The sequence below is a fragment of the Arthrobacter sp. SLBN-112 genome (genome assembly GCF_030944625.1).
GTDB lineage: Bacteria > Actinomycetota > Actinomycetes > Actinomycetales > Micrococcaceae > Arthrobacter.
In genome coordinates this window covers 4,113,428-4,134,654 of the sequence record NZ_JAUSXY010000001.1, presented here as the reverse complement: position 1 = coordinate 4,134,654, position 21,227 = coordinate 4,113,428, and the positions used below count along the sequence as shown (strand labels likewise).

At 65.8% G+C, this 21,227-nt stretch carries 22 protein-coding genes; 15 read left to right on the top strand and 7 right to left on the bottom strand.

All coding sequences use genetic code 11. From position 1 onward, the window contains the following. Positions 1-14 precede the first annotated feature (14 nt). Positions 15-1,367 carry a sugar ABC transporter substrate-binding protein gene (locus tag QF050_RS19165; RefSeq protein WP_308931856.1) on the bottom strand — a complete coding sequence of 451 codons (1,353 nt, stop codon included), beginning with the start codon at positions 1,365-1,367 and terminating at the stop codon, positions 15-17. A 275-nt stretch (positions 1,368-1,642) separates the two neighbouring features. Here QF050_RS19165 and QF050_RS19160 point away from each other — a divergent pair, with 275 nt between their 5' ends. After that, the gene (locus tag QF050_RS19160; protein ID WP_308931855.1) at positions 1,643-2,566 is read left to right on the top strand and encodes an AraC family transcriptional regulator; all 924 of its coding nucleotides are present in this window, start codon (positions 1,643-1,645) and stop codon (positions 2,564-2,566) included. 67 nt (positions 2,567-2,633) lie between these two features. Next, positions 2,634-3,530, top strand: coding sequence for a diacylglycerol kinase family protein (locus tag QF050_RS19155; RefSeq protein ID WP_308931854.1), 897 nt, complete (start codon positions 2,634-2,636; stop codon positions 3,528-3,530). A 65-nt stretch (positions 3,531-3,595) separates the two neighbouring features. Here QF050_RS19155 and QF050_RS19150 read toward each other — a convergent pair whose 3' ends face one another. The 3 genes from QF050_RS19150 to QF050_RS19140 all read right to left on the bottom strand — a co-directional run bounded on the left by QF050_RS19150 (position 3,596) and on the right by QF050_RS19140 (position 5,181). Next, positions 3,596-3,862 carry a hypothetical protein gene (locus QF050_RS19150; RefSeq protein ID WP_308931853.1) on the bottom strand — a complete coding sequence of 89 codons (267 nt, stop codon included), beginning with the start codon at positions 3,860-3,862 and terminating at the stop codon, positions 3,596-3,598. A 98-nt stretch (positions 3,863-3,960) separates the two neighbouring features. Next, positions 3,961-4,401 (bottom strand): hypothetical protein, encoded by a 441-nt coding sequence (locus QF050_RS19145; protein WP_308931852.1) that lies wholly within the window; start codon positions 4,399-4,401, stop codon positions 3,961-3,963. A 258-nt stretch (positions 4,402-4,659) separates the two neighbouring features. After that, positions 4,660-5,181 carry a hypothetical protein gene (locus QF050_RS19140; protein WP_308931851.1) on the bottom strand — a complete coding sequence of 174 codons (522 nt, stop codon included), beginning with the start codon at positions 5,179-5,181 and terminating at the stop codon, positions 4,660-4,662. A gap of 279 nt (positions 5,182-5,460) precedes the next feature. On the opposite strand from QF050_RS19140, the gene QF050_RS19135 reads away from it, so the two are divergent. Continuing rightward, the gene (locus QF050_RS19135; RefSeq protein WP_308931850.1) at positions 5,461-6,852 is read left to right on the top strand and encodes an OFA family MFS transporter; all 1,392 of its coding nucleotides are present in this window, start codon (positions 5,461-5,463) and stop codon (positions 6,850-6,852) included. Continuing rightward, positions 6,849-6,995 carry a hypothetical protein gene (locus tag QF050_RS19130; RefSeq protein ID WP_308931849.1) on the top strand — a complete coding sequence of 49 codons (147 nt, stop codon included), beginning with the start codon at positions 6,849-6,851 and terminating at the stop codon, positions 6,993-6,995. The genes QF050_RS19135 and QF050_RS19130 overlap by 4 nt, the downstream gene beginning before the upstream one ends. A gap of 223 nt (positions 6,996-7,218) precedes the next feature. Here QF050_RS19130 and QF050_RS19125 read toward each other — a convergent pair whose 3' ends face one another. Further along, positions 7,219-7,650, bottom strand: coding sequence for a DUF2177 family protein (locus QF050_RS19125; RefSeq protein WP_308931848.1), 432 nt, complete (start codon positions 7,648-7,650; stop codon positions 7,219-7,221). A 222-nt stretch (positions 7,651-7,872) separates the two neighbouring features. Between QF050_RS19125 and QF050_RS19120 the strand changes: the two genes are divergently transcribed. From QF050_RS19120 to QF050_RS19105, 4 genes are all read left to right on the top strand, one after another. After that, positions 7,873-8,742: a DUF1295 domain-containing protein gene (locus tag QF050_RS19120; RefSeq protein ID WP_308931847.1), complete on the top strand. Its 870-nt coding sequence runs from the start codon at positions 7,873-7,875 to the stop codon at positions 8,740-8,742. Positions 8,743-8,876: 134 nt separating this feature from the next. Beyond that, entirely contained in the window at positions 8,877-9,467 is a 591-nt protein-coding gene (locus tag QF050_RS19115; RefSeq protein ID WP_308931846.1) for a hypothetical protein, read from the top strand. A 233-nt stretch (positions 9,468-9,700) separates the two neighbouring features. After that, a complete protein-coding gene (locus QF050_RS19110) occupies positions 9,701-10,021 on the top strand; it encodes a GYD domain-containing protein (protein WP_308931845.1) in 321 nt (106 codons plus the stop codon). A 418-nt stretch (positions 10,022-10,439) separates the two neighbouring features. Continuing rightward, positions 10,440-10,706, top strand: coding sequence for a hypothetical protein (locus QF050_RS19105; RefSeq protein ID WP_308931844.1), 267 nt, complete (start codon positions 10,440-10,442; stop codon positions 10,704-10,706). 1 nt (position 10,707) lies between these two features. On the opposite strand, the gene QF050_RS19100 is transcribed toward QF050_RS19105, so the two are convergent. Next, entirely contained in the window at positions 10,708-11,937 is a 1,230-nt protein-coding gene (locus tag QF050_RS19100; protein ID WP_308931843.1) for an amidohydrolase family protein, read from the bottom strand. Between the two features lie 246 nt (positions 11,938-12,183). On the opposite strand from QF050_RS19100, the gene QF050_RS19095 reads away from it, so the two are divergent. Genes QF050_RS19095 through QF050_RS19075 form a run of 5 tightly spaced genes read left to right on the top strand, consistent with a single transcriptional unit; the run spans position 12,184 to position 17,490 of the window. Further along, positions 12,184-13,464, top strand: coding sequence for an alpha-hydroxy acid oxidase (locus tag QF050_RS19095; protein ID WP_308931842.1), 1,281 nt, complete (start codon positions 12,184-12,186; stop codon positions 13,462-13,464). Positions 13,465-13,480: 16 nt separating this feature from the next. Then, positions 13,481-14,389, top strand: a complete 909-nt coding sequence (locus QF050_RS19090) for an ABC transporter substrate-binding protein (protein ID WP_308931841.1) — start codon at positions 13,481-13,483, stop codon at positions 14,387-14,389. Between the two features lie 6 nt (positions 14,390-14,395). Continuing rightward, a complete protein-coding gene (locus QF050_RS19085; RefSeq protein ID WP_308931840.1) occupies positions 14,396-15,445 on the top strand; it encodes an amino acid ABC transporter permease in 1,050 nt (349 codons plus the stop codon). Between the two features lie 11 nt (positions 15,446-15,456). Further along, entirely contained in the window at positions 15,457-16,209 is a 753-nt protein-coding gene (locus tag QF050_RS19080; protein WP_308932217.1) for an amino acid ABC transporter ATP-binding protein, read from the top strand. 60 nt (positions 16,210-16,269) lie between these two features. Next, a complete protein-coding gene (locus QF050_RS19075) occupies positions 16,270-17,490 on the top strand; it encodes a hypothetical protein (RefSeq protein ID WP_308931839.1) in 1,221 nt (406 codons plus the stop codon). Positions 17,491-17,755: 265 nt separating this feature from the next. Here QF050_RS19075 and QF050_RS19070 read toward each other — a convergent pair whose 3' ends face one another. Next, positions 17,756-18,016 carry a hypothetical protein gene (locus QF050_RS19070; protein ID WP_308931838.1) on the bottom strand — a complete coding sequence of 87 codons (261 nt, stop codon included), beginning with the start codon at positions 18,014-18,016 and terminating at the stop codon, positions 17,756-17,758. 315 nt (positions 18,017-18,331) lie between these two features. Here QF050_RS19070 and QF050_RS19065 point away from each other — a divergent pair, with 315 nt between their 5' ends. Together QF050_RS19065 and argH are read left to right on the top strand one after the other, a co-directional pair. Then, a complete protein-coding gene (locus QF050_RS19065; RefSeq protein ID WP_308931837.1) occupies positions 18,332-19,393 on the top strand; it encodes a LacI family DNA-binding transcriptional regulator in 1,062 nt (353 codons plus the stop codon). Positions 19,394-19,727: 334 nt separating this feature from the next. Beyond that, positions 19,728-21,170 (top strand): argininosuccinate lyase, encoded by a 1,443-nt coding sequence (argH, locus tag QF050_RS19060; protein WP_308931836.1) that lies wholly within the window; start codon positions 19,728-19,730, stop codon positions 21,168-21,170. Positions 21,171-21,227 lie beyond the last annotated feature (57 nt).

Here is a 21,227-nt window from a genome sequence, read left to right as displayed (position 1 = left end):
CTCCTGCGGTTCGGTTAGGGCTGCTTGTACTTGTTGCCGATTTTCCGGGCGGCTTCCTGGCCCTTCGCCAGGGCGTCGGCCACGGTGCCTTGGCCGGCGATGGCCGAGCTGACGCCTTGCGAGACGTTGGTGCCCAGCGCCGCGAACTCGGGGATGCCGACGAACTGGATGCCGACGGCGGGACGCGGCTGGGTGCCCGGGTTCTTGGGGTCGGCGTTCTCGATGGCGAATCGTTCCGCGGTGAAGAACGGGGCAGCCTTCTGGAACTCGGCATTCTCGTATGTGGAGATGCGTTTGCCGGAGGGGACCTTGGCCCAGCCGAGCTTGGACGCCACCAGCTGCTCGTAGTCCTTGGAGCTGGCCCAGGCGATGAACTTCCCGGCCGCATCCTGCTTCTTGGATGCCGCCTGCATGGCCCAGGACCACGTCCAGAGCCAGCCGGAGGACTTGGTCTCCTTTACCGGGGCCTGGGCGTAGCCGATCTTGCCCTTGACGGGAGAAGCGTCGGCTTCGAGGGCGCCGGCGGCGGAGGTTGCGTCGTACCACATGGCAACCTTGCTTTGGCTCATGTTGTTCAGGCACTCGGTGAAGCCGGCCTGCGCAGCACCTGCTTCACCGTGCTGGCGGACAAGGTTGGTGTAGAACTCGGTGGCGGCCGCAAATTCGGGGCTGTTGACCTGGGCGTTCCAGTCCTTGTCGAACCAGGTCCCGCCGAACGTGTTCACCACGGTGGTCAAAGGGGCGAAGACCTGGCCCCAGCCGGGCTGGCCGCGCAGGCAGATGCCCTTCATGCCGGGGCTGGCGCCGTCCACCTTCGCCGCGATGTCCGCCACCTGGTCCCACGTGGGTTTGTCCGGCATGGTAAGGCCCTGGGTCGCCAGGATGTCCTTGCGGTACATCAGGAAGGACGATTCGCCGTAGAAGGGCTCGCCGTACAGCTTGCCGTCGGTACCGGTCAGGGATGCCGTGTACGCGGGGAGGATGTCCGCCTGGTCAAACCCGGGGTCCTTGGCCACGCTGTCCAGCGGGGCCAGCCAGCCATTGGCGGAATAGAACGGGATCTCGTAGTTGGACAGCGAGGCGACGTCGTACTGGCCGGCCTGGCTGGAGAACTCCTGGCTGATCTTGGCCCGGACATCGTTCTCCGGCAGGATCGTGAAGTTTACGTTGATGCCGGTTTCCTTGGTGAAGTTGTCTGCGGTGAGCTTCTGCAGGTCCTCCATCTGGGGGTTGTTCACCATCAGTACGTTGATGCTGTTCGGGTTGCCGGCGGAATTGCCTCCGCCGGCACCCGCGCATGCCGTGGCGCTCAGTGCGATGCAGAGTGCCCCGGCGGAGAGGACTGCAGCGCGCGTTTTCGGGCGCATTAAAGACTCCTTTGTTCTTCAGGAAGATGCAGGACCGGTGCCGCCGACTGCTGCGTCGGGGTGCCCGGCTAAAGCGCGGCCAGCCACCGGAATCCCGGTGCGCCGTGCTGGTGTTCCTCAAGGTTAGGGGTGCGGCGCAGCTCACAACTAGCGCCCTGGTTGCCCATTTCTGATACTTATTTTCCGCACCGCCACAGCGCGTCACCCGCTACTCTGTGACAAGGCGGCCCGAGTGCTGTCCAGAATTCATAACCACAGGATGCACGGAGACCACCATGGCCACAGCGGACAGTGTGGAGGAAGCCACCGCCCGGCTGGCAGAGCGGCTGCTGGGCATGCGGGCCAACCGGGAGGTGATCCCGCCGGATCCCAACCACTCGGTACGCTGGCACCAGCACAGCTACCCCAGCCCCGTGGCACGGTGGAACTACCATCCGGAGTACGAGATCCACCTCATCCGGAAAGGCACCGGAAAGTTCATCGTCGGGGACCACATCGGCACCTTCGAGGCCGGCCATGTGTCGATCGTGGGGTCGGGCCTGCCGCACGACTGGGTCAGCGACCTGGAACCGGGCGAGGTACTGGAGAACCGGGACGCCGTCATCCAGTTCGACGGAAAATGGGTGGAGCAGGCGTCCGCCCTGGTCCCCGAACTCGCGGAGGTCCGCCCGCTCCTGGAACAGTCGGCGCGGGGCATCGAATTCCTGGGCCACACCGCCGTGGCGGCAGCAGCGGCCATCGAAAACATGGGCCAAACCACCGGCCTGGAGCGGCTGCGGCACCTCTTTGAATTGTTCGCGCTCCTTGCCGGGGCGCCGGAAGGCGACCGCCGCTACCTGGCCGAAGCATGGTTCAGGCCGCAGCTGGACGGCCAGGCTGCCGCCGTCGTCGACCTTGTCCTGGAGTACGTGTTCAGCAACCACGCCGGCAGCGTGCGGATGTCCGAGGCTGCCGCGCTGGTGGGCATGCCGGAGCCCACCTTTTCGAAGTATTTCAAGCGGGCCACGGGGCAGAACTTCAGCGACCTGGTCCGCAAGCTGCGCCTGGCCCACGCCCGGCGCCTGCTGGAGCGCAGCAACAAGCCCGTGTCCGAAATCTGCTATGAGGTGGGCTTCTCCAACCTGTCCAACTTCAACCGGCACTTCCTCAACGACGCCGGCGAGACGCCCCGGAATTACCGGCAGCGGCTGAAGGGGTGATGGGGCGGCGGTCGTCGGGGGTTAGGCTGGAGCCACCCGCACCAGAACCTGGAGAACACGTACGCCAATGGCCGATGACGGAGCACCTGCCGCCTCTTTTGACCGTGCCGTCCTGATCTTCAATCCGGGCCGGCCCGGGATGGGCCAGCGGATCAAGGCATTGCAGCGGGACCTGGCCACCGCCCTGCCGGGCCTGCCCGTCGACCTGTTGCCCACGGCCTTTGCGGGGCACGCCCGCGGGCTTGCCCGGACCGAGGCAGGGAGGGGCGCGCCCCTCATCGTGTCCGTCAGCGGCGACGGCGGGTACAACGAGGTGGTCAACGGCGTGATGGACGTTCCCGGCAGCAACGCCGTTTGCGCCGTCGTACCCGCAGGTAATGCCAACGACCACTACCGGAGCCTGCCGGTGCGAACCTTCGGAGATGCTGTGTCGGCCGGCGGGGTCCGGCGCATCGACCTGTTGCGGATCACGTTCAGCACCGGAACGGAGGAGCGGGTCTTATACGCGCACTCCTACGTGGGGTTCGGGCTGACCCCGTTGATGGCCATCGGCATCGAACAGGGCGGCAAAGGGAAAATCCTGGAGCTCATCTCCGTTGCCCGCACACTCTCGGGGTTGAGGCCCTTTGAGCTTGTCCGGGACGACGGGGCAACCGCACAGTTCGACAGCCTGATCCTGGCCAACATCTCGCGGATGGCAAAGTACGGGACCGTCAGCGAGTCGCACTACCCCGACGACGGCCGGTTCGAGGTGGTGACGCTGCCCCACGCCGGGCTGATGAAGATGGCACTGATGACGCTCCGTGCCGTCACCCTGGGGCTGGGGCATCAACCGAGCGTCAGCAGCTATGCCTTCTCAACCCGGGAGGCCGTTCCCTGCCAGATCGACGGTGAGGTGGTGTACGTCGAGGCAGGAACCCATGTCCTGGTGGAAAGCGCTACCGGCGCCCTTGCCACCCTCTGAAGTGTTGGGCCGCCCGGACGCTGCCCCTCTGACGCTGCGGCCCGGACGCGCTCATCCTGATCCGCTTAAGGCTGCACGGAGTCGAAGAATTTGTGATCCGGGTCCGCCAAGCCCGCCTCGGCCTCATGTGACTTCATTTGGATGAAGTCCACGTCCTCCTGGGACAGGGCGGTCTCGCCGTGGGGATCGCCGTTGGTGCCTTGGTCGGTGGCTGCGCTGATTTCCGCGGAGATTGTCCGTGGAAGGATCATGCAGCCGGGGTTTGCCAGCAACCATTGCGTGACCGGGGCGGGAAGCCGGTCCCACTGGTCTCGAATACTGATATCAGTCATGGGGTGTGCCTTTCGTGGAAGATGCGGGGGCGCCGACCCGCCCGGGTTGCGCCGGTGCCGGCCGCGGTCCACACAGTCGGCACATGAGGAGGCAAGGCTTAATCGAAGTGGATGTCGGCAGCAGCCTTGCGAAGGGACTCGACGCGCTCTTCCTCCACCTGGCCCAACGCTTCCAGTTCGTCGGTACGGTCGGTGCGTTCCTGGGCCGCCTGGGCCGAGATGTCGCGGAGGATCATGCCCACGAGATGGGCCAGGCCCGCCTTGAGGTCCACCAGGTTGGTGTTGGTGATCAGGAGGCGGCGGTCGGAGACGTGGAGCTCCACATCGCTGTACCCGGCATCGGCCAAGCGCTGCCTGGTACCGGCTCCGTGCAGCAAATCGACCTCGCGGGGCTGGGGCCGCCGCGAAAAGACGGCCGGCACGGTGTACCGTGTGGGGCCCTGGGCTGTGCCCAGGTCATGCGGCAACGCGGATGCGAGGACTCCGCTGAGCGATAGCGCCGAGTCGGCGCGTACGGCAAAGTCTTGGATGGTGGTCATGGTGTCTACCAGCGTTCTGAAGGGTGCACTGCCGGAGCCCGGGACGCGGGGCGGAGTGACTGGGGCAGGGGATCCGGGTCCGGATCGGCTGCTGTGGAGGTGAACAGAGAAATCCCGTTCCGGCCTGTGTTGCGATCTGGCCCCTCGTTGTACCGATTCCCTGCTGCGCCGGCGTCGAGATAACGCGGTACCGCGTACGCCGGCCGCCGCGGAAGGCAACCGGGAATCGGGCTCATTTCCGGGGCAGGCGATGTCCTGTCACGATGTCCCGAGATACTTTGAGTCTACGCCCATTAGCGCGTCCTCAGGGTGCGGATGGGGAACCGGATCACCGAAGGACGGACGCCGGCCGGACCGGTAGGCGGAATCGATGACGGATTCGAGTTCGTCGAGCACCGTATGGTTTCCGGGGAGGACCACATGGGCCAGGAATTCTGATTCAAGGGTGGCGATCCCCGCGGCCGCCGCTCCGAGCTTGGCATCGATGGCCAGGGCCAGGGCGTGCCAGGACTTGCGGTTGGCGCGTTCGAGGATTTTCGCGTTCGCTTCGTGCACCCGGCTGTCCGCGATATCCCCGCGAATGGCCAGGGCACCATCGGACTGCAGCAGCGGCATGACAATCCGGAATTGCCGCCCGGCACCCCTGAACGCCACGGCGCTTCGGTCCCCCCGCTGCGAAAACAGGATGTCCGTTGCCCCGTAGTCCGTGAGCGCCTGCCTGATGTGCTTCCGGGAAGCCTCGCTGCTGAAGGAGTCGCCTCGGGTGTAAGGGCTTGTCATCTCCTAACTATGCGCCCCGCGGCCACTCTTTCCTAACGTTGCCATATCGCATCGGCGGCAGAACGGCAATGGACGCGGCAAACGGGGCGCTGCACTCCGTTTGCCGGGGTGCATTCAAGGGCCGGCCGTGCGCCCCATGCCGCCACTCGCCGTAAATTCACTACCGGTCGGCGCGCCAACAGTACGTTTGCTGATGATCTGCACGATGATTGCCGAAGGCAACGGGCCGGCCCCTTCGCCTTAGGACACCGTCGTCTTCCACCGAGCAAGGGAATCATCATGGGCTTCCTGGACCGTGACCGAACCATCGCCCCGCCGGGCTTCAACCGCTGGCTTGTTCCGCCGGCCGCGCTCGCCGTCCACCTCTGTATCGGCCAGGCGTATGCCACCAGCGTGTACAAGACCGCACTCGTCAAGCATTTCGGTGCCAGCCTGACCGAGATCGGGGTGATCTTCTCCATCGCCATCGTGATGCTGGGCCTTTCCGCCGCGGTCATGGGCACCTGGGTTGACCGGAACGGTCCGAGGAAGGCGATGTTCACCTCGGCCATGTTCTGGGCAGGCGGCTTCCTGATCGGCTCACTGGGCATCTTCACGCACCAGCTCTGGCTCGTCTACCTGGGGTACGGCGTGGTGGGCGGCATCGGCCTGGGCATCGGCTACATCTCGCCGGTGTCCACGCTGATCAAGTGGTTCCCGGACCGTCCCGGCCTGGCCACCGGCATGGCGATCATGGGTTTCGGCGGCGGTGCGTTGATCGCCAGCCCGGTGTCCCAGGCCCTGCTCAAGGCGTACGATCCCAACTCCGGCGCGCAGGGCTGGGTGGCCAGCGGCGATGCCGTGGGGAAGCTCTTCCTGACGCTCGCCGTCGTCTATCTCGCGTACATGCTGTTCGGCGCGTTCACCATCAAAGTCCCGGCTGACGGCTGGCGGCCGGCCGGGTTCGACCCCGCCAAGGTCAAAGCCGCCAAGCTGGTCACTACGGAGAACGTCTCCGCGAAAAACGCCATCAAGACCCGGCAGTTCTGGCTGGTGTGGGTGGCGCTGTTCTGCAACGTCACCGCCGGCATCGGCATCCTGGAACAGGCCGCGCCCATGATCCAGGACTTCTTCCGGCAGTCGGACGGGAAATCCCTGGTGAGCGCCGGCGTGGCCGCGGGTTTCGTTGGTCTGCTGTCCATCGGCAACATGTCGGGCCGGTTCGCCTGGTCCGCCACCTCCGACGTCACGGGCCGCAAGCGGATCTACATGGTGTACCTGGGCGTGGGGGCTGTGCTGTACACGGTTCTGGCCCTTGCCGGTTCCAGCGCCACAGCCCTGTATGTGGTGCTCGCCTTCGTCATCATCTCGTTCTACGGTGGCGGATTTGCTACCGTCCCGGCCTACCTGCGTGACCTGTTCGGGACCTTCCAGGTGGGCGCCATCCACGGCCGGTTGCTGACTGCCTGGTCAGCGGCCGGGGTGGCCGGCCCGCTGATCGTCAACGGCATCCTGGACGCGCAGGGCAAACCCGGCCAGCTGAATGCCGTGTCCTACCAGCCCGCGCTGCTCACCATGGTGGGACTGCTGGTGATCGGCTTTGTCGCCAACCTGCTGGTCAAACCCGTCGACGCACGGTTTCACGAACCCCGCCCCGAGCGGCACGAATCTTCCCAGGGAGGCCTGAAATGAGCAGCACTGCACATACCCACGGCGGGCAGGCACCGGTACAACGGTCCACGGGCAGGCTGGTCCTGGGCTGGGTCCTGGTGGGGATCCCGCTGGCGTTCGGGGTCTTCCAGACGCTGACCCAGGTGGCCGCGCTTTTCGGCTGACTTCTGCGGCCGGCGGCTCATACTGGCCCGGTTTTTGGGAGGTAACCCCGGCGGCTCCGCCCATTTTTCGGGGTTGCGCTGCGAAAACTGGGCCAGTCCGTGCGCGGGACGTCACGCGGAGCACGCTTTGGCGGGAACAGACGACGGCGGCCCCCGGTTTGCCGGGGTTCGGTCGCCGGGCGTGGGCCCAAAGCGTGCCCTGCGTGACGCGGGTGCGGGACGGTCAGGCGGGGTTGGGCCGTGCGAGCCGGCGCCGCAGCAGGGTGGCGGTAGCCCAGGTGACGATGCTGCAGGCCGCGGCGCCCCAGAGGATGTCCGTCAGGGCCACCACGGCAGGGAAATCCTTCAGCACGGCCAGCCCGGTCAGCGCCCAGGTGGCGTAGGTGAAGAACCCGAACAGGGCTGCTCCCGTGACGCGCTTACGTACCGTGGCATCGGGGGTGTTGGGTCGGACGCCGTAGTGCACCATCCCGGCCACGAAGATGACATAGAACAGGACGGCTCCGGCCAGGTTGGCCTTGGGTGCCAGCAGGTGGCCGATCTGGCTTTGGTACTGCGGGTTGGCCACCAGCAGGATCCACACCACGTCCAGGACGGCGAAAATCACGGCACTGACAACGTAGGCGGTCAGCCAGTTCTTGGTGCGGGGGCTCATGCTGGACTCCTGGGATCGGGGACGGCTGCACCAGCGGTTCGTTCCTGGGAGAGTGCACGGACGGGCCCAACCGTCGAATTTCAGACCGGGGCCCATACAACGTGGTTCCCGCTCCGAAGACTAAGTGGACGGCGCTACCGCGTTGTTGAATGTAGGTGTGCCCGAAAGTGCCCATTGGGATCCTGCCGCTGGGTTGGGCGGCCCGTGAAAGGACCGGAACGCATGAAGGACCAGAGCCGCAAGGCGCTTATCAGTACCGTCATCGCCGTGGTGGTGGCGGTGCTTATTGCCCTCGCCGGCAGCCAGGGCGGTTCCCGGATTGGGGGCTTCCCGGTGTTTGCGCTGGGGGTTGCCGCGGCGTTCGTGATCCAGTGGCTGGTGTTCATTCCCAGCTTCAAGGCGCAGACCGAGAAGTTCTATGACCTCACCGGAGCCCTGACCTACATCTTCATTACCGTGTTCCTGGTGCTGGCCTCCCCGGGCGTGGATGCGCGCGGCATGCTGCTGGCGGCCATGGTGGTGCTGTGGGCTGCCAGACTTGGCAGTTTCCTGTTCCTGCGGATCAGCAAGCACGGCAAGGACGACCGGTTCGACGAGCTCAAGCCGGACTTCTTCCGTTTCCTGAACACCTGGACCATCCAGGGCTTGTGGGTGGTCCTCACCGCGGCGCTGGCGTGGGTGGCCATCACCTCGGACAAGAAGGTGGGCCTGGACGGGTTCTTCTGGGTGGGCCTGCTGGTCTGGGCCGCGGGCATCACCGTGGAGACCATGGCGGATATCGAGAAGAACCGCTTCAAGGCAGATCCCGCCAACAAGGGCCGCTTCATCAACACCGGCTTGTGGTCCAAGTCCCGCCACCCGAACTACTTCGGCGAAATCAGCCTGTGGGTGGGCGTGGCCATCATCGCGCTGCCCGTGCTGCAGGGCTGGCAGTGGGCCGCGCTGATTTCCCCGGTGTTCGTGGCACTGCTGCTCACCAAGGGCAGCGGCGTCCCGCCCTTGGAGAAGAAGGCGGACAAGAAGTGGGGCGGCCAGCCGGACTACGAGGAGTACAAGAAGAACACGCCTGTGCTGCTGCCAAAGCTTAAGTAGCGTTCAGGGAGGAACTTACGACGACGGCACCCGGCCCGGGTGCCGACCCGCAGGGGCCGGACGGGCCGGGCCAGGGGAGATGTGCCCATGCCGCCCGCGGGCGGGCGGTGAGGCACGCCGCCTAAGCTGTGGCCATGGAGATAACACCCGCAGGTTCCGCGACCCCGATGAAGTCCCTGCTCTACTGGCGCAAGAGCATGATTAACGGAGCCAAGACAGTACCTGTCATCGTGGCCATGGACGGCGCCGGCATGTTCAGCATGCATGACGCTGCCGGGGTGAAGGTATTCTCCCTGCCGGCACCACAGGCCGCGGTCCGGTTCACGAGCATGGGGGCGATGGTGGTCACGACGGCGAACGGCCGGAAGTACGACATCCTGGGCGTCGGCGCGTCCCTGTCGCCCAGCCCGTCACCCTGGCTGATGGCGGAAATGGCTGCCGACCCGGGCGGCCGCACGGACCCTACCGGCCTGAGCCGCGTCGGTTCGGCCGGAGCTGCCATGAGCGGCGCAGGAGGGCTGGGCGCGGTGGCGGGCGCTGCCGGCGGTGCCGCAATGATGTTCGCTTACTACCAGGGACTGGACGCCATCAAGGCGTGGCAGGAAGCGCTGCCCGGGGCCGGCGCTGCGGTGCAGAAGAGTTCGATGAAGGCGGGTCTCTACATCTCGCTGGGGGTCGTGGCCGCCGTCGTCATCGGCCTCGTGGTGGCGCTGAGCCTCCGGTAGCCGCCTACCCGAAAACCCCTTCAGATTGGGTATCCCGGCATATTGACTGCCCCAACGGGCAGGAATACCGTCTGCCTTGACGGGGCCTTCGGCGTCCGGTGGCTTTCCAGCGGCAACGGACGCGGGTCCCATCAACATCCAGGTCTCCCATGGACTTCGTCCTGCATCGGATACGCCCCGGGCATTGGCTCCCGCAGCGACCAACAGGACGGGATATAGGGAAGGGAAAGACCATGCCGAAGTATCTGTTCGAAGCGACGTATGTGGGCCAGGGCATCAAGGGGCTCATGCAAGAGGGCGGCACCAAGCGGCGGGACGCCCTCGCCGACGCCCTGAAATCCGTCGGCGGAACGCTGGAGAGCTTCTACTACGCCTTTGGCTACTACGACGTCCTTGGTGTTTTTGACGCGCCGGACGACGCCAGTGCCGCAGCATTGTCGCTGCTGATCAACTCCACCGGGAACGTCAACGTCCGCCTCAAGCCGCTCCTCAGCGTGGAGGACCTGGACGAAGCGGCCAAGAAGACACCGTCCTACCGCGCCCCGGGGCAGTAGCCGGCCGGCCTGTCGGCAGCCCGGAAGGCCCGCCGTCGGCAGTGGTCGTCTCCGGGAGCCGGGGGTCCAGGAGTCCCGCCACCCGGTAAGTCAGGCCGGGTTGGTCGGGTCAGGGGCTTGCGACGGCGGCATCCGCGGTGGGTGCCGTCGTCGCCGCATCAGGCCCGTGCCTGTGGGTGGTGGTCCGGCCGAACAGTGCGACGCCGAGGGCTTGGCCGGATTGGCGGGGGAGGTGCGGGCGGGCATGCGGGTGCCTTTCGTGGTCCGGGCACGGGGAAGGGAACTGCCGCCGGCAACGGCGCCATTCCGGTATGCGCCGGACCTCTGCCGGCCGCGGAGCCGGTGCCGCCGTCCGGTGCTCGGCGTTGGAGAGGAGTGGCAGACTTGAGTCTGCTCCCACGAACGAAAGCAGCTTCCCTTGATTACTCTCCACCAGGACGCCGACGGCTTCATCCGGATGAACCGGCACTACCCGGCCAGCGTCCGCATCCGGATCGCTTTCACCGATGGCAGCACCGGTGAGTTCTCCGGCCGGACCCTCAACAACGCCTACGATGCTGCGCTCGCGGAATTCCGGGCGAAGAACGGTCTCGATGCACGGGGATTCAACCGTGCCCCGGCCGGCCGGAGCAACTCCGGCAACACCGTGGACTACGTCCCCGTGCACCCGGGCATGGGGGAGTAGCTCAGACCAACTGCAGCCCGTCCGCCACCACCGTGCCGCGGTGGATCACCGTGCGGCCGGGGAGCTTGTCCATCACAGCAGCCGTCACGGTGTCACCCTCCAAGAGCACCAGTTCCGCGGGATCGCCCACTGCGAGCCCGGGCCGGTCCGCGACGGAGGTGAGCCGCTGCGCAGCGGGGTCGATGACGCTGGCCCCGCCGATGGTGGCCACGGCCGCGCAGTGCTCGATCAGCTCATCCGCCCGGAACTTGTTGGTGAACGCCAGCTGCCAGGTCCGGTCCAGCATGTCCGCATTGCCGTACGGGGACCAGTAGTCGCGCTGGCCGTCCTCGCCCAGGCCCACCCGGATGCCGGCGGCGGTGAGCCGTTGCAGTGGCAGCGGGGAAGCGGGCGCAACCGTTGCCACGGAGACGTCCAGTTCGCCCATGTCCGCCAGGAGTTCGTCGAGTTGGGCGTCGGGCAGTTCCCCGAGGCAGAAGGCGTGCGAGATGGTCACCAGCCCCTGCATGCCCAGCGCCTTGGTGCGTTCCAGGATCAGCTGGGTGCTGAACAGGCCCAGCTGGCCCGGCTCGTGCAGGTGGATGTCCACGGGCAGGCCGTACTTTTCGGCCAGCCCGAAGACGATGTCCAGGTGCCGGACGGGGTCGCGGTCCAGGGCGCAGGGATCGATCCCGCCCACCACATCGGCGCCGAGCTTCAGCGCCTCCTCGAGCACTTCGGCGCTGCCCGTCTCCCGGAGCAGCCCGGCCTGGGGAAACGCTATGACGGCGACGTCCGCCCTGTCCTGGTGTGTTTCCCGGGCGGCGAGGACGGCCTCAAAACGTTCCAGCCCGGCGTCGGCGTCCACCTGGGCGTAGCTGCGCACCCGCGTGGTGCCGCGCTCGATCATCGAGCCCAGGGTGTGCGTGGCGCGCTCGGTGATGGACGCTTCGGCGTTGCGCCAGTTGTTCCGGTCGTTGAGCATCATGTTCCACACCCCGGGGGTTCCGGTGTGAGGCCGGAACGGCAGCCCCAACCGGGTGGAATCGAGGTGGACGTGGACGTCGGAAAAGGACGGCAGCAGGATCCGGCCGCGCCCGTCCACCGCGGCGGCAGCCGGCACAGTGCCCGCGTCCGCAGGAGCAGTCCCATGCACGGCAACGGGCCCGACGGCGGTGATCACCGCGCCGTCGAGCGTCACGTCGACGGGGTCCCCGCCCCAGGGGCGGACGTTGCGGAGAACCAGGGTCATGGGTGCGGTCCTGTCGTGCAGCAGCGGTAGGCGCCGCCACGCCGGGTCCCATCCAGTGTGCCGGCGGCAGGGTTGGCTTCCAGTCTATGGCGGTCGAGGATCCGGCGCCCGGCCTACCCCGGCTGGGTGCAACTGCGGGATAGGTCGAAGGTCTCTGCCGCACGCCGGAATTGTGCGTTGTAATCAGAGTGGAGCAGCTGCCGGAGTCCCGCGTTGGGGGTGAGGTATGCAGCTGGAAGGACCCCTTTGAAAGTCAGCGAAGCCAGGCAACTCATACAGGTCAAGGCACCTGTATTCTCCAGGCAGCGCCGGGTGCTGGCCAACGCATTCAGTGTGGAGGAGTACCGCAAGGCGGCCCGGCGGGTCCTGCCCGGCGGGATCTTCGACTATCTCGACGGCGGCTCCGAGGACGAGGTGACCCTTCGCCGCAACCGTGCCGTCTTCGACTCGTGGGCGCTCATGCCCAGCTGGGGACCGGTATCCGGGCCGGATACCAGCACCACCCTGCTCGGGAAGGCCAGTGCGCTGCCCCTGACGCTGACCCCTACTGGTGCAACCCGCCTGTTCCACCCGGAGGGAGAGTCGGCCGTCGCAGCTGCGGCGGACCGTGCGGGCATTCCCTATGGACTTGCCGGGCTCAGCACCGTGCCCATGGAGACCATCGCGGCGGACAGCCCCGGGCTGGACCGCTGGTTCAACATTGGGCTGACCCGGGACGCCCAGGCGTTGAAGGACAAACTCTCCCGCTGCGATGCCGCCGGATTCACTACGTTGATTGTCGGCGTCGACACCCGTGCGCTCGGTGCCCGGGAACGGGACCTGCAAAACGGCTTCACCGCCCCTCCGGCGCTCACGCTTTCAACCATCGCGGATATCGCGCGCCGGCCGGCTTGGTGGATCAGCTTCCTGAGGGCGGACGGCATCAGCTTCCCCAACCTGGATTCCCGCCGTGCCGCCGCCCCCTCCGTGGTCACTCCCGCCATGTGGCAACAGCTCCTGGGCCATTCGGATGCCACCAGCGGGTGGAAGGAACTGGAAGCGCTCCGCCAGGCCTGGCACGGCAAAATCGTGCTCAAAGGGTGTGTCAATCCCGGCGACGTTGCAAAGGCAGCCAGGATCGGCCTGGATGCCGTCCAGTTGAGCAACCACGGCGGCCGCCAGCTCGACCACATGCTCAGTCCCATGGATGTGTTGCAGGAATCGCGTCAAAAGGTGGGTGATTCCCTGGAGATCTACGTGGACTCGGGAATCCGGCGCGGCAGTGACATCTTGAAGGCGCTGGCGCTGGGAGCCGACGCCTGTTCGATTGGCAGGGCTTATCTGTATGGGTTGGCGGCTGCCGGATCGCCTGGAGTGGACCGCATCATCCAGATAATGGCGGATGAGCTCAGGCGTACGATGACGTTGGTGGGCGTTTCCAGCATTCCTGAGCTGCAGGCTCGGGGCGGCGAGATACTCCGTGACATTCGCCGTTCCAGCGAAATCCTTGCAGCAACAGCATCAGGCACGAATCTCGAAGATCAGTGAACAGCTAAGGAAACCCATGCGCACCCGATATATTCTCCCCGTCCTTACCATCGGTACGGCGCTCGCGCTCTCCGGATGCGTTGACAACAGCCAGCCGGCCGCCACCGGCTCGGCAGCGGCCAGCGCTTCCGCCGCCGCCGTCGATGTCAAGAAGGATGATGCCATTGCCGCGGCCGTGCCCTCGAAGATCAAGAATGCCGGGGTGCTCAACGTCGGCATGGCCAACAACTACCCGCCCAACGAGTTCAAGGACGACAACGGGGCGCCCGCAGGCTGGTCCGTGGACCTCACCAACGCGCTGGGCAAGGTGATGGGCCTCAAGGTCAACTTCGATATCGGCACGTTCGACAACATCCTGCCGGCCGTGCGCGGCGGCAAGGATGACATGGGAATGTCCTCCTTCAGCGACACCATTGAACGCGAGAAGCAGGTGGACTTCGTCAATTACTACTCAGCCGGTATCCAGTGGGCGGCGCCTAAAGGCAAGACCGTGGACCCCAACAACGCCTGCGGCCTCAAGGTGGCCGTCCAGGCAACCACCTACGAGGACACCGATGAAGTGCCTAAGAAGTCGAAGACCTGCACCGACGCCGGCAAGCCGGCCATCCAGATCTTCAAGTTTGATGCCCAGGACCAGGCCACCAACGCCCTGGTGGTGGGGCAGGTGGATGCCATGAGCGCCGACTCGCCAGTGACCCTGTACGCGATTTCCAAGACCAAGGACAAGCTGCAGACCGCCGGCGACGCATTCGAGGTGGCCCCGTACGGGATCCCCGTGGCCAAGGGCAGCGACTTCACTCCCGTCCTGCAGAAAGCGCTCCAGTCACTGATTGACGACGGCAGCTACACCAAAATCCTGTCCAAGTGGGGAGTGGAAGCCGGCGGAATCAAGAAGGCGGATCTCAACGTGGCAGCCAAGGGGTAACAGGACATGAGCAGGCCGGAAACCGACGGAATGACCGCGGCTGACCCCGGCAGAGGTTCCAGGGCCGTAAGTGCCTCCACGGCTGATGATTCGACGGCGGAGGCCATCGTCGCCATTCCGCTGCGCCACCCCTGGCGGATCCTGATCGCCGTGCTCCTGGTGCTCGGTCTGGCGGTGTTTCTGCTGGACGCAGCCCAGCGCCCGGACTACGGCTGGGCGGACGTGGGCAAATACATCTTCGACCGGCGGATCAGCCAGGCAGCGTGGGTGACGTTGTCGCTGACCGTCTACGCGATGATTGGCGCCATCGTGATCGGGCTGCTGCTGGCCATCATGCGCCTTTCGCCCAACCCGGTACTGAAGAACATTGCGTGGCTGTACATCTGGATTTTCCGAGGCACCCCGGTATATGTGCAGTTGGTCTTCTGGGGCCTGGTGTCCCTGATCTATCCGGTGTTCACGGTGGGTATCCCGTTCATGGATCCGTGGGTCACCATCCCCAACGCGATCTTCACCAACCTCTACATCACCGCCGTGATCGGGCTGGGCCTGAACGAGGCCGCCTACATGTCCGAGATCGTGCGCGCGGGGCTGCTGTCCGTGGACCGGGGCCAGGAGGAAGCGGCCACGGCGCTGGCCCTGTCCTGGGGACAAACGATGCGGTTCGTGGTGGTGCCGCAGGCCATGAAGATCATCATTCCGCCAACCGGCAACGAGGTGATCTCGATGCTGAAGACCACGTCGCTGGTGGCCGCCATCCCCTTGAGCATTGACCTGTACGGCGTATCCCGTGGTATTTCTGCGGTGACCTTCACCCCCGTTCCGCTGCTGATCGTCGCGTCCCTGTGGTACCTGCTCTTCACGTCGGTCCTGATGGTGGGCCAGCACTTCATTGAAAAGCGGTTCTCCCGCGGCACCGGGCGGGCGGATACTGGCAGGCAGTCGCCGACGTCGGGAACGGCCCAGGCGGGCACGGCACCCGCGGCGATTCCCGGGACCCCGCTTCCGGGGGCGCCCGGCGCCCCGCTTGGCAATGACTTTGGAGGCAAAGGATGACGGGCGTGCCGATGGTACTTGCCGAGAAGGTATCCAAGAACTTCGGCGCGAACAAGGTCCTGCGTGGGATCAGCCTGGAGGTGGGGCGCGGCCAGGTGCTGTGCATTGTGGGGCCGAGCGGCTCGGGCAAGTCGACGTTCCTGCGCTGCATCAATCACCTGGAACGGGTGGACGGCGGCCGCCTGTCGATCGATGGTGAGTTGGTGGGGTACCGGCAAAAGGGGGGAAAGCTGTATGAACTGAAGCTCTCCGAAGCGGCCTTCCAGCGCAGGGAGATCGGGATGGTGTTCCAGCGGTTCAATCTTTTCCCCCACTTGACGGCCCTGGAGAACATCACGCTGGCCCCTATCCGCGTCAAGGGCCTCTCCAAGGCCAAAGCCATTGCCCGGGCGAATGAGTTGCTGGAGCGTGTGGGGCTGGAGGACAAGGGCGGCGCCTACCCCGCGCACCTGTCCGGCGGCCAGCAGCAGCGGGTGGCCATCGCCCGTGCCCTGGCCATGGACCCCAAACTGATGCTCTTTGACGAGCCCACCAGCGCCTTGGACCCGGAGTTGGTGGGGGAGGTGCTGGAAGTCATGAAGGAACTGGCCGGGAGCGGCATGACCATGCTGGTGGTGACCCACGAGATGGGTTTTGCCCGCGAGGTGGCGGACACCCTCGTCTTCATGGACGAGGGCGTGGTGGTGGAGGCCGGGCCGCCACGGCAAGTCCTGACGAACCCGCAGCACCAGAGGACCAAGGAGTTCCTCTCCAAAGTCCTCTGACGGCTGACGGTAGGATCGGAGAACTGCCGCGGGGGTCGGCAGGATTTTTGGGGGAACACCGTGATTCATCAGCAGCTTCGCCGTGCCGCAGGCGCGGTCTCTTCTGCCGGGATGGCGCTGCTCGCCGCCGCGCTCGTCTTGGCCTCAGCCGTCGTCGCCGCTCCTGCGTCCGCCGCCGATTCCAAGGCGCTTGACGCCGTCGGCCAGCCGTTGGGCATTACCACCGGGCCGGACGGCACCCTGTATGTCAGCGACGACGCCTATGCCGGGGCCGTCAACGCCTACGCGCCGGGGGAGACCACGCCGTCCCGCACCATCAAGACCGGGCGCGGTCCTACCTCGCTGGCGGTGACCCCGGACGGGACGCTGTACGTGGCGCAGAGCGAGGGCGCGCAGTCCCAGATCGGCGTCGTGGCCACGGGCGCGGGCGAGGTGTCCCTGGTGATGAAGGTGACTTACGGCACGCACTGGCTGGCCGTGGGGCCGGAAGGATCCCTGTACGTGGTGAACCCGGACCAGGATTCGGTGTCCGTGGTGAAGGCGGGCGATGCTTGGGTCCAGCGGACCATCCAGGCCGGCCCGGATCCGGTGAGGCTGGCGGTGGCCAAGGACGGGACGGCCTATGCCGCCAACGAACTCGCGGGCACGGTGACCGTGATTCCGGCCGGTGCGCCGTGGCCGTCGCGCACCATTGACGTGGGTGCCAAGGCCCACCCGCATGGGATTGCCGCCGCGCCGGACGGGACCGTCTACGTGGCCAACATCATGACCAACGATGTGGCGGTGATCGAGCCGGGCGGAACCACGGTGGCGCGGCGGATTCCCGTGGGTCAGGCGCCCCAGGAGGTGCTGGCCGCTGCGGACGGGACGGTGTACGTGACCAACAGCCTGGACGATACTGTGTCGGTCATCCCGGCCGGGGCGGCGGCCGCCACGCGCACGGTTGCCGCGGGCGATGATCCCGGCCGCATGGCCCAGCGGGGTGACGGTTCCGTGGTGGTGGTCAACAGGCACAGCAGGTCCCTGACAGTGCTCGACGGCGGACCGGCCGGAGCCGTTGTGGCGCCCGCCACGGGTGGGGAAGAGCCCGCGGCAGCGGCCGACGGCGGCGCGTCAGATGGTGCCTCCGTTGCCCAAGCGTCGTTCGACGTGCCGGTTGCGGCGGTCGCCGCGGGAGCGGGTCTTGGGCTCCTCGCCAGCGCCGCGTTCCTTGTGGTGGTGCTGCGGCGGCGCAGGAAGACCAGCGGCGCGGACGGCGCCGAGGTGTGGGCGCTGGACTAAGCCAGGCTCTCCGGCCGGGATGCCGGGCTGGCAGTGTCCAGCTTCTGATTGCTCTCCGCGTAGTACGAACGCAAGCCATGCTTCACGCCCAGCCGGATGATCCAATACAAAACAGCCGCAACAAGTGCCGCAGGCACCAGCAAAACAGCGGCATTAACAAGCATCCAAGCAACATCCACAGTGTCCCCCAAAGTGAGTTTCCTCCAAGCCTCTCACGAAGCCGGGGGACTGCTTCCCTTGTGCAGTTGGATGAGGGGATGCGGATCTACTGCTGACACTGCCTTTCGGCGAGGACGGCGAGGTCCTGGATGAGCCGCCGGACTTCGTGCTCGCGGTTCCTGGTCTTGGACGGCCGGACGTCGATGGCCGTGAGTCGTGTGCGGGGTGGTGCGGGAACGGGGCGCCGGTGCGTTGCCGGAGCCGCGGGTAGCTGTTCTTGGGACGCAGGCGGATTGCCTGTGCCTGCGTGCTCTGCTGCGCCGGCCGCGTTGCAGCTGGTGCCTGAAGATTCATCCGTGAATTTCAAGAGGGACCCCCTTGGGCGAGCTTGTCTGAACACCATAGGGACCAGCCATTCCGCTGTGAAGAGCGTTAATCCAGAGATGGGATAAATTGCGGGAATCTTGAGAGTCACGGACAGCCTCAGGGATGGCGGTTCCTTTCCGGCCGGCGCACAATACGGCCCATCCGTAGCGGGGTGATCCGACAGTTGGCTGGTTTGGGACCGCTGGCGCTGGCATCCGCTGAGGGTCCTCACCCACAATATCCGAAATATCGTGGTGAAACCGGTGTCAATGGACATTGTTCTCACGCTTGGGAAATTCTGGGGTAAATTTCTTGAATGGAATCCCGACGGTACGGCAGCGCCACCTTGCTGGATGTGGCGCGCTTGGCTGGTGTCTCCCGTTCGACGGCGGCGCGGGCCCTCGGCGGCTACGGGGCCGTAAGCCACGAGCTTCAGTCGATGGTGGCGGCAGCCGCTGAAGCCCTTGGCTATCGGGGGAACGCCTTGGCCCGCAGCGTCAGCTCCGGACGCTCGCACACCATTGGGGTTGTCATCAGCGATATCGAGAATCCCCACTTCGCGAAGGCCGTCCGGGGAATGACCGATGCCGCCAAGGCTGCCGGGTTTGACGTCATCCTGGCCAATACAGATGAGAACCTCGACGCTGAACGGGCGGCCGTTCAGGTGTTCCTCGACAAGCGCGTGGATGGGTTGATCGTTGCCTCCGCGAGTCGAAGCGACTCTGCGCATTTGTTGGATGTGGTGCGGATGGGGCGCCCGCTGGTCCTCTTTGACCGGCGCCCGGACAATGTTGAAGCGGACTGGGTGGGGACTGATTGCTACGCCGATGCGACGGCGGTCATGGACTATCTCATCGACAGGGGCCATAAGAACATCGTCTTCCTGTCGGCCACCACGAAGACGCCTGAAGAGCTGGAATCCGGGCATCCGCTGCCCATTTCGACCATTGCGGACAGGGTGCGTGCCGTTCGCACGGCCGCCCTGGCGGCGGGAATCCGCTACGAGTTCATCTCGGACGCCATGTCCCCGGAGCGGTCCCATGAGATTGTCGCCTCCCTGCTCCGCCGCGGCCACCGGCCCAGCGCCATCATCGCCTCCTACAGCCGCATTGCGCTCCCGGCATTCCAGGCCATTCGCGAGGCCGGCCTGGAGGTTCCGCGGGACATCTCCCTGGTCTGCCTGGATGACGCAGAGTGGATGACCGTCAGCAGCCCCGAGGTGACCGCAGTGTCCTTGCCTGCGTATGAGCTGGGTCTAAAGGCGGCCGAGGTGCTGGTTGGCCGGATCGAGAACTCGGGATCGGACCTGAGGGACCACCTGCTGCCGGCGGCGTTCGCGGAGCGTGGCTCCGTGGCGAAGATACCCGCACGCGCGTAACCCCAGTTCCACCGCGCAGTGCTGCCGGCAGTGCCTGAAGTGCTGTTTCCTCGTCGCCCCTCGAGGGTGCCCCGAGTGTGCCGTCGCGCCGTCCCGACCCTTGATCGGCACCAGGTTCGCGGGTAACCAGTACCGGATGACTAGTCAGGATACCGGTGTCTCGGCAACAATGATTTATTGTGTGAAACCGGTGTCATGAATCTGCTGTCATCAAATTAATAGCCGTGAAACAAAGTGGAAACCATTGACAGTTAGGGTTTACTCCAGAAATACTTTCGTTGCACGAGGTGATACGTGTCACTTCCCGTCAGACTTCCCAAGGAGCCATAGGCATATGCAAGAACAGACAAAGCTGTGGGGCGGCCGGTTTGCTGGTTCCTCCAGTCCTGAACTCTCCCGCTTCTCGCGGTCCGATCCCCGGTACTTCCGGATGGCCCCCTACGACCTGCACGGTTCCCGGGCCCATGTACGTGAACTCAACCGGTCAGGCCTTATTGATGACGCCGAACTCGCGCTGTTCCTCGACACGATTGATGTCCTGGCCAGGGACATCGAAGCAAACCTGGTCCAGCCGCAGGAAGCGGACGAGGACGTCCACACCTTCCTGGAGCGGCTGCTGATTGAACGCATGGGGCCAGCGGGCGGAAAGATCCGCGCCGGCCGCTCCCGTAACGACCAGGCCGCCAATGACCTCCGGCTCTACATGCGGGACAAGGTCCGGCTGATCGCCGACCTCCTGGTCGAACTGGCCGAGGCACTGGGCTCCCAGGCGGACCGGCACCTCCACACTTCGGTCCCGGGATTCACCCACCTCCAGTCGGCGCAGCCGGTCGTCTTTGCCCACCAGTTGCTGGCCCACGCCCAACCCCTGGTCCGGGACCTGGACCGGTTCCGGGACTGGGACCGCAGGGCGGCCGTTTCGCCCCTCGGTGCGGCAGCGCTGGCCGGTTCCACCTTCGCGTTGTCTCCAGAGCTGGCCGCCAAGGACCAGGGGTACGAGTCGAGCGCGGAGAATTCGATCGATGCCGTGGGAAGCCGCGATGCCGCCATCGAGTTCCTCTTCGTCTGCTCCCTGACGCTCATTGATATCTCCCGGCTCTGCGAGGAGATCATCTCCTGGGCATCCCAGCAGTTCCGCTGGATCACTATGGACGATGCCTACTGCACCGGCAGCTCGATCATGCCGCAGAAGAAGAACCCGGACATCGCCGAACTTGCCAGGGGCAAGGCCGGCCGGGTCCTGGGGGATCTCATGGGACTGATGGCCTCCGTCAAGTCGCTCCCACTCGCCTACAACCGGGACCTTGCCGAGGACAAGAACGCAGTCATCGACGCCGTTGAAACCATCGAGGTCGCTCTTCCCGCGCTGTCGGGCCTGGTGCGGACGTTCTCGGTCAACGTCGACGAGGTCCGCCGGCAAGCCACGGCGGGTTACACCCTGGCCACCGAGGTTGCCGACTGGTTGGCGCGGCAGGGAATTCCCTTCAGCGAAGCGCATGACATCTCAGGGGCGCTGGTGCGGTTCTGCGAATCACACGGTCTGGACTACGACGACCTCACTGATGAGCAACTCGCCGCGGTGGATTCCCGGCTGACCCCGGAGATCAGAGGTGTCCTTAGCCTTGAAGCTGCCCTTGCGGCCCATTCCGGGTTTGGCGGCACCGCCCCGGAACGGGTTGCCGAACAACTCACACGACTCCGGGCAAAGCTGGACCAGGCACGAAGCTGGGCGGCCGACTACCAGGGGCTGCGCGTCCCGTCCGGCGCAGCGGGCTGACCCGTGGCGCCCACCAACGCCGGTCCCCGCGGCGACCTTGAACCCCTCCATGATCAG